Raw genomic sequence first — 16,681 nt, forward strand, 5'->3', positions numbered from 1 at the left:
ATGAATATGAAGATAATTTTTGATATTTCTGTATTAGGTTGGTCGATTCGAGACGAAAAAGCTAAAACCGGAATATTTAGAGTCATTGAAAATCTATTAATTCAATTTTTAAAAGATAAAAATCTCGAACTATATCTATCTGCAATTCATGGGAATTATTCTGATGTTTCGGAATATATTAAGAAAGCAAACTTAGGAGTTGTCTCGAACCAGTTAATTTTTCCAAAGGGTAAGTCTCCGAAGCGGGATTCGATTTTCCAGCGGCTGAATGCGATAGAATATAACTTAGATAAAATTAATCCTTCTTTTTATGATCGAATTCAATTATTTGTATTTAGATTTTTCCGGTTTTTCGCTGATATTTTATTTGGTTTGAATCGGTATAAAAAATCAATTCCTTCTGAATTTAGAACAAAAGAATTTATCTTTCATAGTCCCTTTTTGCCTGTGCCTTCATATCTTGCTTGTTCAGAACTTCATACAGTTGTAAGTATTTATGACTTAATTCCTGTTTTATATCCTGAATATTTTATGGGTAACAACAACCATTTGATTCAAAAACTAGTAAAATATTTAAATTCCAAAACTAACATCATTACAATTTCTAACCATAGTCGAAATGATATCATTAAAGTGATCCCTGACTCAGCTCGACGTACGCATGTTTCATATTTGGCTGCTAACAATATATTTACAAAAAAACTATTTGATGGTTATATGAATGAAGTTTTGGATAAATATAGATTAGTTCCTGATAGATATATAGTGAGTGTTTCCACTTTTGAGCCGCGAAAAAATTTAGGAATTATAATTGAAGCTTTTTTAAACCTAAATAACTCTGCGGATGATATTCAGTTGGTTTTGATTGGGACAGAGGGTTGGGGTCCTTCATTTGAAGAGACAAAAAGAAGATTCGGAGAAAAATTCAATTCCAAAGTAAGATTTCTTGGTTTTATACCAGACAATGAATTGGCCTTTATCTATTCAGGTGCATTATTTTTTGTCTATATGTCTTTATATGAAGGATTTGGCCTTCCTCCTTTAGAGGCAATGCAATGTGGTCTCCCTGTAATATCTTCAAATTCCTCATCGTTACCCGAAGTAATCGGAGCTGCTGGAATGCTAATTGATCCCATGGATAAAGCAAGTCTGAAGGAAAAGATGGAGTTATTAATTTCTGATTCTGATCTGCGAAAATCTCTAGCTTCATTGTCACTCAAGCAGTCTTCTAAATTTACCTGGGAATCAACTGTGAATTGCGTAAAGGAAATTTATTGTCAAATTAATGAGGCCACCGGATAAACTTTGAAGTTTTAGATATTTTATTATCTATTAGTCTGCTTTTTAAAATCATATGGTATTTAGCACAGTTTTTTTCATTTTTCTATTTTTTCCTATTATATTCATTTTATTTTCGTTAGTTGCTCAAAAATATAAAATGTTAGTTTTACTAACAGGAAGTGTTTTTTTCTATTTTTGGGGGGAACAAACTTATATATTGATAATGTTTTCATCAATATTCATAAACTTTATATTTGGCTTGCTTATTGATTATGTAAAAAGTAAAAAAGTTTTTTTGTTTTTTGGAATTTTTGCAAATTTGCTACTCATTATATATTTTAAATATGCGACTTTTATAGTTTCTGCATTTTCAAATATTACACTTAGAGAATTTACGATTCAAGAAATTCATCTTCCATTAGGGATCTCATTTTTCACATTCCAGGGTATTTCATATTTAATCGATATATATAGACGAGATATATACCCTGATAGAAATTTTTTAAGATTTTCATTTTATATTTCCTTCTTTCCTCAGCTAATTGCTGGACCTATTGTTCGTTATAGTGAGGTGATGCATTCTCTTTCTAGACTAAAATCAGATTATCAAGACAAGATTGATGGTATGTCGATCTTTGTTATTGGACTTGGAAAAAAAGTAGTGATTGCTAACACACTCGGTATTTATGCGGATGAAATTTTAAATTCAGAAAGTTATGAGTTCGGCTCAGGTGTAGCTTGGTTAGCTATCATATCCTATAGTTTTCAAATTTATTTTGATTTTTCCGGATATTCTGATATGGCGATTGGACTTGGTCGTATTTTTGGTTTAACTTTTCCGGTAAATTTTAACTTTCCCTATAGAGCATTAAGTTTTCAGGAATTTTGGCGTAGGTGGCATATATCTCTTTCTTCATGGTTTAGGGATTATTTATATATTCCTTTTGGAGGAAATCGTAAGTCCCCTGTTAGGCAATATTTAAACTTGCTAATTGTTTTTATTTGTTGTGGTTTTTGGCATGGAGCAAGTTGGAACTTTCTTATCTGGGGAATGTATCATGGCTTCTTTTTAGTGTTAGAAAGAACTTACTATAGGAATATTATTAATTATTTACCAAACATCTTGAAATTGGTTTTCACTTTTGCTCTAATCAATATTGGTTGGGTATTTTTCCGTTTGGAATCTACAGTAAGTGCTGTTGATTTTATTGAAATCATGTTTGGTAAGAATGGATTTCGGTTTGATCAAATATATTCAATTTTTGATCTGCGATGGATTATTGGTCTTGGATTTGCCATTTTCTTTTCTTATGATTGGCGATTGTTTAGTAAGGTAAATTCGATTCCAGCCTTAAAAATGGCAATTATGTTTTCTGTTTTTTCGGTCTCTATCGTATGTTTGTTGGCAAATAATTATAATCCATTTATTTACTTTAGGTTCTGATGAATAAATTTGTAATTAAACTATCAATTCTTATATTAGTTTTTCCATTTCTTAATCTATTCTTTACGGTAATCAGTGATATTGATTCGACTGACAAAAATAAAGAAATTACTATTTCTGATATTTTCGAGGCCGGAACCACAGGAAAATTTCAGCTAATCGAAAACTATTTTGAAAGGAAGTTCCCTTTACGTAACTGGCTAATTCAAAAATATAATTATTTCGTTTGGTTTGTGTTAGATTCTTCGCCAAAACGAAGAGTAGTTAAGGGTAACGATAATTGGATTTTTGTTTTTTTGGGGAATAATGGTTTGGGTGGCAGGGATTCCTCTTTTGATGAAAAGGAATTTTGGGAATATAGGCACGGATTGGATCGCATAAATAATTTCTGCGTAAAAAATCATATTCACTTTTATACAGCCGTTGTACCTGAAAAATTTAATATATATTCTGAATACTTAAAACCGCAACACAATGCAACGATCAAAAGAGATAAGTATTTTAGGATTTATGCTGATACAGTCCTGAATCTAAGAAAAACAGTTTTTTTTCATAAGGAATTATTCGAGGCAAAAGCTGAGAATCAAGTATATTATAAAACGGATACGCATTGGAATAACAAAGGTGCATTTCTTGCCTCAAAAAAACTAATTTCAGTGATAAATCGAGATTTTCCTTCGGTACCAAACCTTTCTGAAAGGGATTTTGATGTTTTTTACAGGGAATCTGCGGGGAAAGATCTTGGTGATTTCTTATCTTTATCAAAGTATTTAAAAGATGAAGAATATATATACATTCCGAAAAAAAGAATCAGTGATAGAGTAAACAAACTAAAAATATTAGTAATTCACGATTCTTATTTTTATTCTATGAAACCTTTTTTCGACCTCAGTTTTTCTCAAGTAGATAGCTTCAATTTTGTACAAAATGAGAATGTAGAACCATTGATAGAATTGTTAAAAAATAAACCTGATATAGTTTTGTTTGTTACCTTGGAAAGGCATATCGGAGATTACGATCGACGAATTTACAAGATATTCTAAGCGATATCGAAGAATAAATTTCGAATTAGAAGTTTTTAAAGTAAATTGACTGCTGTATTTAATTTTGAACGTTAAGGTAATTTAAAGAGATGCTCAAAAATGGAAACATATTTGTTTCAACATACCCGTTCGGAAATTACGATAGACTTCCCATTGAATTATTGAATCGATCTGGATTTAGTTATACAATCAATCCATTAAGTCGAAAACTCACGGCAGAAGAAGTTTCGGAGTTTGCAAAAGATTCTGTTGGAATCATCGCAGGGACGGAGAATTTAAGTTTACTAATAAATAATTCAAAAAAGTTGAAATTTATTTCCAGAGTCGGGATTGGATTGGATTCCGTGCCATTGCGGTTATGTCGTGAAAAAGGTATTAAGGTTTCATACACTCCAGATGCCGTCACCTTAGCTGTTGCGGAATTAGTGATTGGTATGATGATTACATTACCAAGGCAAGTTGCTTTGGCAGATCGGCAGATACGGGTCGGTAAGTGGACACGTCCTGTCGGTATCAGTATTAATTCGGCTACCATCGGGATTATTGGATTCGGTCGTGTTGGTTTCAAAATTTCAACTTTACTGAACGGCTTTTCACCTACCAAAGTATACGTTAGCGATATTTTAGATAAACCCGAAGAGATTCAAAGCCTAAGAAGCTTAGGTTTAAACATAGAGCAGGTTTCATTAGAATTTCTATTGGAATTTTCGGATATTGTTAGTGTTCATGTTCCCTTAACACCTCTTACTCGTAATTTAATTGGTGAACGAGAGCTGAAGCTAATGAGAAAAAACTCCTTTTTGATAAACTTTTCCAGAGGTGGAATCGTTAATGAAGAAGATGTGTATCATTGCCTAAAAAATCTTGAAATTGCCGGAATGGCTGTGGATGTATATGAAAAAGAACCTTATAAAGGTAAGTTGTCTGAATTAGAAAATGTGGTTCTTACGCAGCATATGGGCTCTTGCTCGTTTGATTGTCGTTTGGCGATGGAAAGTCAAGCAACGGAAGAGTTAATCCGTTTTTTTCAATCTTTGCCGTTGTTAAGTGAAGTTCCTGAGTTTGAATACGAAAACTCGGAGTTTTAAATAATCTGTTACTGTCGTAACTAAAGATCCAAAAATTGTTTACTTTGAATTTGTAAAAGCGAAATCCCTAAGTTTGAATTCTGAAATTTAAATTAGTTAATTCATCTAACTAGGAATATTTAATGTTAGGAAAAGATATGTTGAAAATTAAAAGCGAATTATCGGTCTTTTTGTTTTGTAGTTTTATTGTTTTTGCTGTGTATATGCTTACTCGTCCTATGGTAACCTTAGATTCTTTTTGGGTGATACCATCCAGTTTGAGTATTCTGAACGATGGTGATATGAATTTAGATGAATTCATGTCTTATAATCCAGTGGAATCATATTCTGCTGTTAAAATAAACGATCACTATTTTAATTATTTCCCTTATGGAATTAGTATTCTCATCCTTCCTTTGGTATTTTTTTTAAAGTTTTTTTTCTCGGATGCTTTTCTAATAGAACATCATGCTCAAATGGAAAAGTTAATTGCATCATTACTTATTGTTGCTTCCTTATACTTCCTTTACAAATTGTTTCTTTTCTATCTCTCGAAATGGAAATCGGGCTTCCTAATCATGGCTGTAGCCTTGTGCACGCCTCTTTTTACTTCTGGAAGTAGGGCCCTTTGGCAACATCCAGGAAGTGTTCTTATGTTATCAATTTCTCTTTATATATTGGTTTATTCTCTTAAACGAAACTCAGATTTTTTACCACTCTTGGGAATTGCTCTAACAAGTGCTTATATTATTCGACCTACTAATTCAATTCCACTTCTTGTCATTTCTTTGTTTGTATTGTTTCAGTTCCGGAACAATAGAGTGAAATATTGTATAGCTATTCTGGCTTCAGGTTTAATTTTCCTTGGCTTTAATTATTTGAATTTTGGTGAACTTTTGCCACCGTATTATAGTTCAAGTCGATTGGCCTTCGAATGGGAATCTTTTAAAGTAGCAATTCTTGCAAATCTTTTTAGTCCCAATCGCGGGCTTTTAATTTGGTCTCCGTTTTTAATCTTTGCTTTTTTTTCTTTTGGAAATTTGAAATCACATAATCTTTTAGCTTATATTTCTATGCTGATCATTGTTTTGCACATTTTTGCAGTATCTCTTTTTCCCCATTGGTGGGCAGGACATTCTGTTGGTCCAAGATTTATGACTGATATTATTCCTTTTTTTGCATTACTTCTCTGCTTAAGTATGAACCGATACTATCAGTATAATTTGTTTAAATTCAGCTTTTTGGTTTTCGTTTTGATTTCTTTTTCTATACAATTATCTGCAGCCATATCCAAAAAAACTCAACTCTGGAATATAAGAGATTCAGATATTAATCTTGCCCCTGAGAGAATTTGGGATTGGTATAAACCACAATTTTATCCTTTTGATTAAGATTAGTATTATATGAAACAAATAGAAACCTTTGAAATCATCTCTATCGTCACACCTTCCTATAACCAGGGTGAGTTTCTAGATCGGACATTAAATTCGATCCTAACGCAATCAGGTCCATTTTATATTGATATGGTTGTGATGGATGGCGGTTCCAAGGATAACTCCGTTTCCATCATTACGGATTATGCAAATTTGATTCACTCAGGAGAATTGAGTGGTGAATACAATGGACTTTCATTTCGAACCTTGAAAAACCAAGGGAATAAAAATACCAACTGTCTTGGTATCAGTTATCGTTGGGTATCTGAAAAGGACAATGGCCAAACACATGCTATCAACAAAGGGTGGAAGTTAGCTGTAGGATCAATCATTGCGTGGTTAAATTCTGATGATGTTTATCATTCGAATGCTTTAGAGAAAGCTTATAAAACCTTGAAGGACAAAAAAGAAATTGGTCTTTATGGAATCGGTTTGCATATTGATAAAGAAGATCGGCTCATGGAATTTTATCCGATAGAGCCTTATTCTTTTGAACGTTTGGTAGATTATTGTATCATTTGCCAACCGACTGTGTTTTTGAAAAGTGATGTCTTGGAGTCAGTTGGATTTTTAAACGAAAAACTCGGTTATTGTATGGATTATGAATATTGGCTACGAATTGGAAAGAGGAATGATTTCCATTTTTTACCTGAAGTATTAGCTTGTACCCGAATTCATGAAAATACAAAAACGAGTCAAAATCTAAAAGTTCATAGTGAAATCATTCAAATGCAAAAGAAAGTAGTTGGTAAAACATCAAAACATTGGTTGTTTCATTTTGCAAATTACAGTCTTGCAGATAAATTTCCGCGTTGGAAAGGAAAATTCCCTTTAAAAGTAATGACTCGAATTTATAGCCTAATTCTAGGATTTTTATATCGTTAGTTATGGGAGCTCATTTGAACTATATTAAAAAATATGTTTGGTTACCATATGGTGAAAAGATGATCCAGATCTTTTTACTTAATGAGGGTTTGATTCAGAAAACAATTTGTTTTAATGAACATTCACGAAAGAGTTTTATTTTCAATGACCTTTTAGGAATGGAATACCTTGTAAGTGACCTAGATATTCCTTCCAATGAAAAAGAGTTTTTAGATCTTGAAACTTATCTTTGATGTTTCTGTTCTTGCTTGGTCTGTGCGTAGTAACAAGGCCAAAACTGGAATTTTTCGAGTCATTGAGAATTTGTTGTTTCAGCTTCTAAGAGACAAGGAGATAGAACTTTATCTTTCTTCTATTCATGGAAATATCTTGGATCTTAAAACTTACTTAAAGAATTCAAATATACAAATTTCTGATGACCGCCTTCTTGTTTCAAAATCCGCAAATCGTTTTAAGGATAAACTATTTCAAATTTACTTTTGGCTATATCAGCAACTAGATCTAAAAAATTATCCTAGAGTATCAGCAGTTTTACTTTTTCTATATTCTTTCAGCCGATTTTTTCTATCGTTGATTGGATTGTATGGGTATTTTTATCCTATTCCGAAAAGGTTCTTAACTGATAGCTTCGTTTTTCATAGCACATTTTTACCGATTCCCAAATACATTCAAACTTCTAAAATCAATAAAGTTGTTACTATCTATGATTTGATTTCTATTAAATACCCCGAATTTTTTGTTGGAAACAAAGACGATGTGGTTTGGAAGTTGATTCGCGACATCAACCCCGAAACAAAAATTATCACAATCTCTGATTATAGTAAAAAAGATCTGCTCTCAGCCGAATTGGGTTTGCTGGATCATCAAATCACTGTGACTCCTCTTGCGGCTTCCAAATTCTTTTATCAAGTTGAATCTAAAGACCAATTGTCAAAAGATTTGAATCAATTTCATCTTAGTTTCGGTGAATACATTCTTAGCGTTGCAACCTTAGAACCTAGAAAAAATTTAAAATCAACCATTCGCGCATTTCTGCAATTGCCTAGTTTAAAGTCGAACTCTAACTTGAAATTAGTTTTGTTAGGTGGAAAGGGCTGGGGTGAAAATTTTGAAGATATCGCCGGTGAATTTCCTGCACTGTTTCAGGAGCGAATTTTATTCCTTGGTTTTGTTCCAGATGAACAGTTGTCTTCTATATATTCTGGTGCAAAATTTTTCGTTTACCTTTCTTTTTACGAGGGTTTTGGATTGCCACCTTTAGAAGCAATGCAATGCGGACTACCAGTGCTCGTTTCCAATGTATCTTCATTACCAGAGGTAGTGGGGGAAGCAGGATTATATGCGAATCCTTATGATCTAAACTCAATCATCGCCGGTATGGAAAATTTACTCAATGACAATGATTTGAGATCCTCTTTTTCGCGTCGTGCGTTAGAACGTGCTAAGTTATTTACTTGGGAGCGGACGGCAAAGTTAACAAAAGAAACATATTTTAATTTCAGTGCAAATGAAAATATTATTTGATCATCAAATTTTTTTCCAAAACAAATACGGTGGGATTTCGAAAATATTTTTGGAAGTCATTCGTCGTTTGAAGGAACGCCAGATTGAGTTTGATACTTCTGTTCTTATAGAAGAATATTCGAATGGAATTCTAAGAGATACTGAATCAAAAGAGAGGGTAAATTTACCGAACAACCTTTCCCTTTTTACTCTGTATCATTTAATTCAAATGATTTTTCGAACGTTTCGTCTTCCACTTCCTGGATTTTTAATCAAAAGAGAAAGTGGGATTTTAAAACGTAGTCTAAGACAAAATATAGAAAACTTAAATGCAAAAGTAAACGATGCATTGATTCAAAATCGTTATTCAGTATTTCATCCTACATACTTTCAGAATTATTTTTTAGCAAACAAACAGCAAAGTAAAACAAAGTCAGTTTTGACTGTTTATGACTGTGTTCACGAATTATTTCCTGAATATTATGGGCAGTCTAATTTTATATTGAAGAATAGAAAAGGTTTATGTGAGTCTGCGGATCATATCATTTGTATTTCAAATACAACAAAAAAAGATTTGTTAAAACTCTATGGTAATATTTCAGAAAATAAAATTTCAGTAGTCCATTTAGCAGGGGATCTCTCAACGGAACCGCGTCTAAAACCATTGTTTCCTTATCCTGATTACATATTGTTTGTTGGAAATCGTTCAGATTATAAAAACTTCAAAGTATTACTTGATGCCTTTTTTCATTTGGCAAAAACCAAAAAATTTCATTTAGTTTGTGTTGGTGGTGGGGAATTTTCCTCATCAGAGAAAAGGTGGATTAAAGAATATCAGTTAGAGGATTTGGTTCATCAAGTTTTGTTTTCTTCGGAATCAGTATTAGCTAATTATTACCAAAATGCAAAAGTTTTTGTTTATCCTTCTTTATATGAAGGTTTTGGAATCCCTCTGTTGGAAGCCATGTCAGTAGGCTGTCCTGTTCTTTGTAGCGATATAGAAGTTTTTCACGAGGTTGCAAATGATGCAGCCTATTTCTTTGATCCAAAGGATCCTTTCGATTTACAATCTAAGTTATCTTCTTTATTGGATTCTGAAACAACTCGAAAGGATTTGGCCAAAAAAGGTTATACACAGGTAAATAAGTATTCGTGGAATCAATGTGCCGATGAACATATTCGTATTTACCAAAAACTTAGTGAAAATTTATGAATCATAAACAACCACTTGTATCCATCATTACTGTCGTACGCAATGCAGAAGATACAATCTTAAGAACCGTTCGCTCAGCCTTATCTCAGAAAAATGTTAACTTTGAAATTCTTGTTTGGGATGGTTTGAGTACCGATAAAACTGTAGAAAAATTAGAGCCCATAAAAAAACAAATTAGTTTCTATTCCGGAAAAGATTCTGGCGTTTATGATGCGATGAATCGAAGCCTAAAATTGGCGAAGGGTAAATGGATTCTTTTTCTGAATGCAGATGATTATTTTTTGCATGATTATGCTTTAGAAAAATTAGTAAGTCGAGTTTTAGACGGAAAGCCTGATTATGTTTGCGGCTCTGCCAGTATGTTGTTTGGTTTAAAGGTTTGGAGACCAAAAACCTTAACAGATTTTGATTTTTTTGTTGGAAATCCTTCAAATCACCAAGCTTATCTCTGTAAAAAGACCATTTATGAAAAGTTAGGTGGTTTTGACCTTCGTTATAAATACGCTGCCGATGTTGATTTTATGTTTCGAGTTATAAAAGAGGGATACCGGGGGGAAGTGGTTCCTGAATCTATTGTGCATTATTCTCTCGGTGGTCTCTCTACTAAGAATGTTAATAGGGGCGTCGCAGAGCTTGAACAAATTATGGCAAAATTTTTGAATTCAGATATTGATTTTGCCAGAGAATGTCGTTTTGTTTTTCATGAGGGAAAAATTCATTCGAAGTCTTTTGTCGAAAAGTTAGTATCTGTCCGTTGGACAGAGTCGCAGTGGAAACAAATCGTTTTGAATTTAGGAATAAAATATAGTGTGGAATCCACTCCCGTTTTTTTGAAGTTTGTTTCCTTTTTAAATACTAAACTTCGTATCTTATTAAAAGTTTTCATTTTTCAATTATTAAGAATATTACCAAATCGAGTTTTATGAAAAAAATACTGATCGTTGGTGCTGGATTTTCTGGCGCTGTTATTGCTAATTCACTTGCGAAAACCGGAAATTATTTAGTCGAAGTAATCGATGAGAGAAACCATATCGGTGGAAATTGTCATACAGAACGTGATTCCGAAACCAATGTAATGGTTCATCGATATGGGCCTCATATCTTTCATACTAGCAATGAAAAAGTTTGGAACTATGTTAATTCTTTTGGTGCCTTTCATCCTTTTGTGAATCGAGTGAAGTCGGTCTACCAAGGGAAAGTATATTCAATGCCGATCAATTTGCATACGATCAATCAGTTTTTTGGAAAGGCAATGAATCCTTCAGAAGCAAAAGAATGGATTGAATCACAAGGTGATTCTGCTATTGAAGATCCAAAAACTTTTGAAGACCAAGCAAAGAAGTTTGTCGGTGAGCCTTTGTATAAGGCATTTTTTTATGGATACACAAAAAAGCAGTGGGGGACGGAACCTCACAATTTACCCGCTTCTATTTTAAAAAGACTTCCTGTTCGATTCAATTATGATGATAATTATTATAACGATAGTTACCAAGGAATCCCCGTTGATGGATATTCAGTAGTGATCCAAAAGATGTTGGATCATCCCAATATCAAAATCACATTGGAGAAACGTTTTCAAGGTGAGTCTGAACCGACTTCGGGTTTTGATCATATATTTTATACGGGCCCAATCGATGCTTATTTTTCTTTCCGACATGGAAGGTTGGGTTATCGCACAGTTTATTTTAAGGAAAACCGGGCAGAGGGGGACTACCAAGGGAATCCGGTCATTAATTATGCTGACGTAGAGGTTCCTTACACTCGTGTTCATGAACACAAACATTTTACTCCTTGGGAAACCCATTCTAAAACCATATATTTTGAAGAGTTTAGCAAGGAAACAGAAGAGAATGACATTCCCTACTACCCGAAACGCTTAGATCTTGACATGAAAATATTAAAAGAATATGAGTTAGAAGTTTCTCGTTTATCGAAAGTTACATTTCTCGGTCGATTGGCAACCTATCGGTATTTAGATATGCACCATATTATAGAAGAGGCTCTTGACTGTGCCGAAAAATTTATTAACAAACAATCTTCTGTTTAATTCTGACTTTTCTTTTTTCCTAGTTTTATAAGTCTGGATTTTAAAGTCTTAAATATGCCTAAAGTTTCCGTCATCATGCCTGCCTATAATGCAGTTTCTTATTTGGAAGATTCTGTAAAATCTTTGTTAGATCAAAGTTTTAAAGATTGGGAGTTACTCCTTGTTGACGATTGTTCAAAAGATGAGACTGCCAATCTTGCGAAAAAACTAGCAAAAGCAGATCCTCGGATTCGTTTCATTCAAAAGGAAAAAAATTCAGGCTCAGCTGATACTCGTAATACGGGGATTAATTTAGCGTCTGGTGAATATATCGCCTTCTTAGATGCTGATGATCTTTGGGAATCTGACTTTTTGGAAAAGATGATCCCATTTATGGAAAAAAACAAATCACCTTTTTCGTTCGCGTCATATAGAATTATTGATGAAAATGGATTTGAATTTTGCGAACCGTTTTTGGTTAAATTAAAATCTTACACATATTCGGATTTATTACATTACAATCGGGTGGGTTTACTCACTGCAATTTATCATGTTCCTAGCGTTGGAAAAAAATACTTTGATCCTTCCTTAAAAAGCCTTCGAGATGACTATGCACTCTGGCTTGATATTTTAAGGGAGGGGAAGGTTGCTTTTGCCAATTCTGAAATTTTGGCCCGTTATCGGGTTCGTAGGGGTGCAGCTACATCTAACAAGAAAAAAGTGATGTTGGCACACTTCCGCATGTTAAAAAACCGAGAGAAACTTTCGTTTTTTTATGCACTGATTCTAACAATGATTCACGGAATTATGGGATTACGTAAATATCGAAATAAATAATTAAAGAAACCCTTCCTCCTATCTCTGCTTTTTTGCCGCTTGACTTCCACTTACTCCTGGTATTCCTAGATATAAACTATGGTCACTAAACGTAACCTCGGAAGTTCTGGGAAGGCAAACAAAACCTCCCTCATCATCCCTATCTATAACGAATCAGCCCATTTGGCTGAGTTTTTAGAAAAAGTCGATGCCCTCCAATTGCCCACTCAAAAAGAGCTCGTTTTCATTGACGATGCCTCGCGGGACAAATCACTCGAAATTCTCCAAAATTACCGTTTTCGTTCTGAGCATAAAATCCTAGCTCAGGAGAAAAATCAGGGCAAAGGTGCTGCTTTACATCGTGGTTTCCTTGAGGCCAGCGGCGATATCATCATCGTTCAAGATGCTGATTTCGAATACGATATGGATGAAATTTTTATGCTGATCGAACCTATTGCCAAAGGAAAAGCGGATGTGGTATTTGGGTCTAGGTTTAAAAAAGACGGTCGTCAAGTGCACCGGACGTTCCATTATTTGATCAATCGAATTCTGACTATCCTTTCTAATTTTTTTAGCGGTTTGTATCTAACGGATATGGAAACTTGTTATAAGGTCTTTCGTGCGGATATTCTTAAAAATATTTTATTAGAATCAAAACGATTTGGTTTTGAACCTGAGATCACAGCAAAGGTGGCTCGTTTAAAAGTACGTGTTCAAGAATTTCCAATTTCTTATTATCCAAGAAATTATTTAGAAGGGAAGAAGATTACCTGGAAAGATGGAGTTGCTGCGCTTCGACATATCATCTATTTCAATTTAATCGCAAACAAACGGAATTTTTTTAGCAAATCTCTCCCTGAAAAGTACATTCCTAAAACTGCTAATTGGCTATAAACCGATGTTAAGGTTTTTACCTTTTCTCATAGATCTGTTTCTTGTATTAGGGTTGAGTTTTTTATTACAATCCCATACAAATCAGAAGAACTTTCGACTCGATCTTATCGGATTAGGTTTATTTGTTTTTATTATATATTCTGCCTTTCATTGGCGTGATTTTCTAAAGGAAAAACGTCAATACTGGTCTTTATTTCTAACCACTCTTTTAACATGTTTTGTATTTATTAAAATTGCAGAATATGATCCCATCCAAGTCCTACCTCAGAAACTAGGAATCAAACTTGTTTCCCTTGTTTGGATTCTATTTATCATTGTATCTTTTCGTAAACTATCAGAGAATAACTTCTCCATTGTTGGTCCCTTCCTTGCCATAGTCCCAACAATTTCATTTATCAATTTTATGGCATATCCATCTGTTCCGATTGCTTTTGCACTCGCTATGGGTGCCAGAAATCTTTCTTTCCGATCGCCTCCCAAAATTTTAACTTTTTATATACCTTTGATTGCCATTCTACTTTTGATTGGTCGGGATTGGTGGGATGATTTTGCGTTACAGAGAGGCATTCTTGTTTTGGAGGCCTTTCTCTTTTTTCATTTAATCAGTGTTTGGGATAGGCAAAAATTAATTTTCTTTCTAAAGTCTTGTATCCTATTTTTTATTTTGAATGCAGCTTTAATTCTTTGGAAAATTGGAGGTGATTCAAGTTTTCAAATTACTTCCTATCATGAAGATGTTTTTTTAATTCCGGTAAGTTTACTTGCTTCAAACGCTCTTTTGATTGCTGGTCTGGCAGTTGTATTTTGGTTTGAGCCAAAACAATCTCACTGGCAGAAAGCTTTGATTGTTGTTGCAATTATTTGTTCTTTGATGTTTCTCGGGATCACTATTTCTCGAAATTCGATACTTTCTTTTTTGATATTTGTCGTTTTGCTTTTTTTCTTCATCCAATCACCAAAAAACAAATATTATACCTTGGGTATCCTGACATTATTACTTTTGGTCGGGGTTTATTTTTTAATCAAATCAGAGAAGTCCATCTTTAGTTTAGGCTCTAGTACAGTTAGAGTTTCTATCTGGAGTTTTTATATTCTTTCTACGATAAAAGCTTACCCTCTTTTTGGGTTTGGAATGTTTCCTGAGAATAAAATTCCCTTTAGTTTTACTGAAATTCCTGATTCGAGTAGTGCATTTTATATTCGTGATTACATCGCAAATTTTGAAAGTTTTCCACTCGCACACAATTTGTATGTTCAGGCCTTCGGTTCTTTTGGATTCCTTGGTTCTCTTCTCATTCTCCTATGGTTAGGAAATATTCTTTTAAAAAACAAAAATTTAATTTTCCCAATGTTAAAAGCAAGTATGGCACTTAGCTGTTTGTTATTTGTATGGGCAATTCATGAATTATATGATTTTAACAGTTTAGAAATTTCTAACGTATTTCTTCTCGTAGGGATGGTTGGCCTTATTCGATGGCCTTCTCATAAAAGTGTAGGACCAGTTTCTGTTTTGGGTAAAGAGTTTCTTTTTCTTTTTTTATTTCTATTTTTGGCAATTGTTTGTTTTCGATTTTCCTTTGTTGACCATATTACTTTAAAATATAATAAATACGTAACCCCACATAATTTTGAATTTTATCTTCCTCGGGAAGGATATATTAAAAATCCTGAGGAGCCGTTACCGGTTCGCTCTTATTTGGAATACCGTTTTTTAGGCAGTAAATATTTCTTTTTGAATTTAGCTTCTGATAGGTCCTTTGATGGTCAGGCAAAATTAATAGAAGATTGTTTTCACGTAGAAACTTTTCCAGCCATTTGTTACTCGAAATTGATTCAATTTCAAACTAACCAGAACATTCCATTTAATTCTAAGGACCAACTTTTATATTTTATGTCCTTATATGATCCATTTGAAATTTATAAGCGAGAGTCTTTATGAAGAAACCATCTGTTAGTTTTGTTATTCCTTGTTTAAATGAAGAAAAAACCCTTCCATATGTTTTAGAGAAACTTGTGAAGGTTAAAAAAGACCACACAAAGGAAATGGACATTGAAATTTTAGTTTCTGATAATGGAAGCACGGATCGTTCTATAGCGATTGCGAAAAAATTTGGAGTCCGAGTGGCGCCAGCAAAAGATAGAGGATATGGTGCTGCTCTTGATTCTGGAATTAGGAATGCAAAGGGAGACATTATAGTTTTTGCTGATGCAGATGATACTTATGATTTTTTAGAGGCTCCTTCCCTCATTCGAAAATTGGTTGAAGGAAATTTTGATATGGTAATTGGTTCTAGGTTGGATGGAGAAATCCATAAGGGAGCTATGCCTTTCTTGCATAGGTATCTAGGGACACCGGTTATTAATTGGATTATTAATTTATTATATTCTAAAAAATTTAAAATTCGTGATAGTAACTCCGGTTTTCGATGTTTTCGAAAGGATAAATATTTGTCTTGGGAGATTAAAAGTAAGGGAATGGAATTTGCATCCGAACTTTTAATTAAAGCACTCATTCATGATTCAAAAATGGAACATGTTCCTGTTTCATTATATCCTGACAAAGAGGGTAGAATTCCTCACTTGAAAACTTGGCGAGATGGCATGCGCCATCTATTACGTATTCTTTTTTATGGCCCGCATTTATTTGAAAGAGTAGGTCTTGGTTTATTTGGTTTCTTTTGGATTCAGTTATTGGTTGGTTTTTTTGCAGGGAAAGTGATTTCGATTGCAGGAATGAATCTGTTTGGAATTCATTCTATGGTTTTATTTTCTTTTTTATCCATTCTTGGTTTGAGCCTCTGGGGAACTGGTTTACTCATTGCCACTAAACAACCAAGGATTAGTAAAATTTATCAATTTATTTTAGATATGGAAGAAGACCGTCTCTTTTTTGTTCTTTTGAGCGGCTTGGGTATCATAAGTTTAGCAATTGTTTGGATTTTTCTGCAATGGAAAAAATCTGGTTTTATTTTTATTAACTTGGAAAGAGAATTTATTGTTACAACCAATTTGAGTTTAACTTTGTTAGTATTTGGTTTACAAGCAGTCACAGCGCATATTATCAAACGGGATTAAG

Annotated in this window: 14 protein-coding genes; all 14 read left to right on the forward strand. The window is 33.5% G+C overall.

Features of this window, described 5'->3' with window-relative positions; all coding sequences use genetic code 11:
- The 14 genes from EHQ70_RS01640 (at position 1) to EHQ70_RS01705 (ending at position 16,680) form a co-directional block, all read left to right on the forward strand.
- The gene (locus tag EHQ70_RS01640; protein WP_135583246.1) at positions 1–1,302 is read left to right on the forward strand and encodes a glycosyltransferase family 4 protein; all 1,302 of its coding nucleotides are present in this window, start codon (positions 1–3) and stop codon (positions 1,300–1,302) included.
- A gap of 136 nt (positions 1,303–1,438) precedes the next feature.
- Positions 1,439–2,725 carry an MBOAT family O-acyltransferase gene (locus tag EHQ70_RS01645; protein WP_167481683.1) on the forward strand — a complete coding sequence of 429 codons (1,287 nt, stop codon included), beginning with the start codon at positions 1,439–1,441 and terminating at the stop codon, positions 2,723–2,725.
- The gene (locus tag EHQ70_RS01650; protein ID WP_135583248.1) at positions 2,725–3,768 is read left to right on the forward strand and encodes an alginate O-acetyltransferase AlgX-related protein; all 1,044 of its coding nucleotides are present in this window, start codon (positions 2,725–2,727) and stop codon (positions 3,766–3,768) included. The genes EHQ70_RS01645 and EHQ70_RS01650 overlap by 1 nt, the downstream gene beginning before the upstream one ends.
- A gap of 89 nt (positions 3,769–3,857) precedes the next feature.
- Entirely contained in the window at positions 3,858–4,856 is a 999-nt protein-coding gene (locus EHQ70_RS01655; protein WP_135583249.1) for a phosphoglycerate dehydrogenase, read from the forward strand.
- Between the two features lie 137 nt (positions 4,857–4,993).
- Positions 4,994–6,226 (forward strand): hypothetical protein, encoded by a 1,233-nt coding sequence (locus EHQ70_RS01660; protein ID WP_135583250.1) that lies wholly within the window; start codon positions 4,994–4,996, stop codon positions 6,224–6,226.
- A gap of 12 nt (positions 6,227–6,238) precedes the next feature.
- Positions 6,239–7,153 (forward strand): glycosyltransferase family 2 protein, encoded by a 915-nt coding sequence (locus EHQ70_RS01665; RefSeq protein WP_135583251.1) that lies wholly within the window; start codon positions 6,239–6,241, stop codon positions 7,151–7,153.
- A gap of 216 nt (positions 7,154–7,369) precedes the next feature.
- Positions 7,370–8,677, forward strand: coding sequence for a glycosyltransferase family 4 protein (locus EHQ70_RS01670; protein ID WP_135583252.1), 1,308 nt, complete (start codon positions 7,370–7,372; stop codon positions 8,675–8,677).
- Positions 8,661–9,869, forward strand: coding sequence for a glycosyltransferase family 4 protein (locus EHQ70_RS01675; RefSeq protein WP_135583253.1), 1,209 nt, complete (start codon positions 8,661–8,663; stop codon positions 9,867–9,869). The genes EHQ70_RS01670 and EHQ70_RS01675 overlap by 17 nt, the downstream gene beginning before the upstream one ends.
- Complete coding sequence (locus tag EHQ70_RS01680) at positions 9,866–10,795, forward strand: glycosyltransferase family 2 protein (protein ID WP_135583254.1); 930 nt, start codon at positions 9,866–9,868, stop codon at positions 10,793–10,795. The genes EHQ70_RS01675 and EHQ70_RS01680 overlap by 4 nt, the downstream gene beginning before the upstream one ends.
- Positions 10,792–11,916, forward strand: a complete 1,125-nt coding sequence (glf, locus tag EHQ70_RS01685) for a UDP-galactopyranose mutase (protein WP_135583255.1) — start codon at positions 10,792–10,794, stop codon at positions 11,914–11,916. Before EHQ70_RS01680 ends, glf begins: the two co-directional genes overlap by 4 nt.
- Positions 11,917–11,970: 54 nt before the next feature.
- The gene (locus EHQ70_RS01690) at positions 11,971–12,732 is read left to right on the forward strand and encodes a glycosyltransferase family 2 protein (RefSeq protein WP_135583256.1); all 762 of its coding nucleotides are present in this window, start codon (positions 11,971–11,973) and stop codon (positions 12,730–12,732) included.
- 78 nt (positions 12,733–12,810) lie between these two features.
- Entirely contained in the window at positions 12,811–13,605 is a 795-nt protein-coding gene (locus EHQ70_RS01695; RefSeq protein ID WP_135583257.1) for a glycosyltransferase family 2 protein, read from the forward strand.
- Between the two features lie 4 nt (positions 13,606–13,609).
- Positions 13,610–15,544 carry an O-antigen ligase family protein gene (locus EHQ70_RS01700; RefSeq protein ID WP_135583258.1) on the forward strand — a complete coding sequence of 645 codons (1,935 nt, stop codon included), beginning with the start codon at positions 13,610–13,612 and terminating at the stop codon, positions 15,542–15,544.
- Positions 15,541–16,680: a glycosyltransferase family 2 protein gene (locus tag EHQ70_RS01705; protein WP_135583259.1), complete on the forward strand. Its 1,140-nt coding sequence runs from the start codon at positions 15,541–15,543 to the stop codon at positions 16,678–16,680. Before EHQ70_RS01700 ends, EHQ70_RS01705 begins: the two co-directional genes overlap by 4 nt.
- Position 16,681: the final 1 nt, after the last annotated feature.

This window comes from Leptospira congkakensis (assembly GCF_004770265.1).
GTDB lineage: Bacteria > Spirochaetota > Leptospiria > Leptospirales > Leptospiraceae > Leptospira_A > Leptospira_A congkakensis.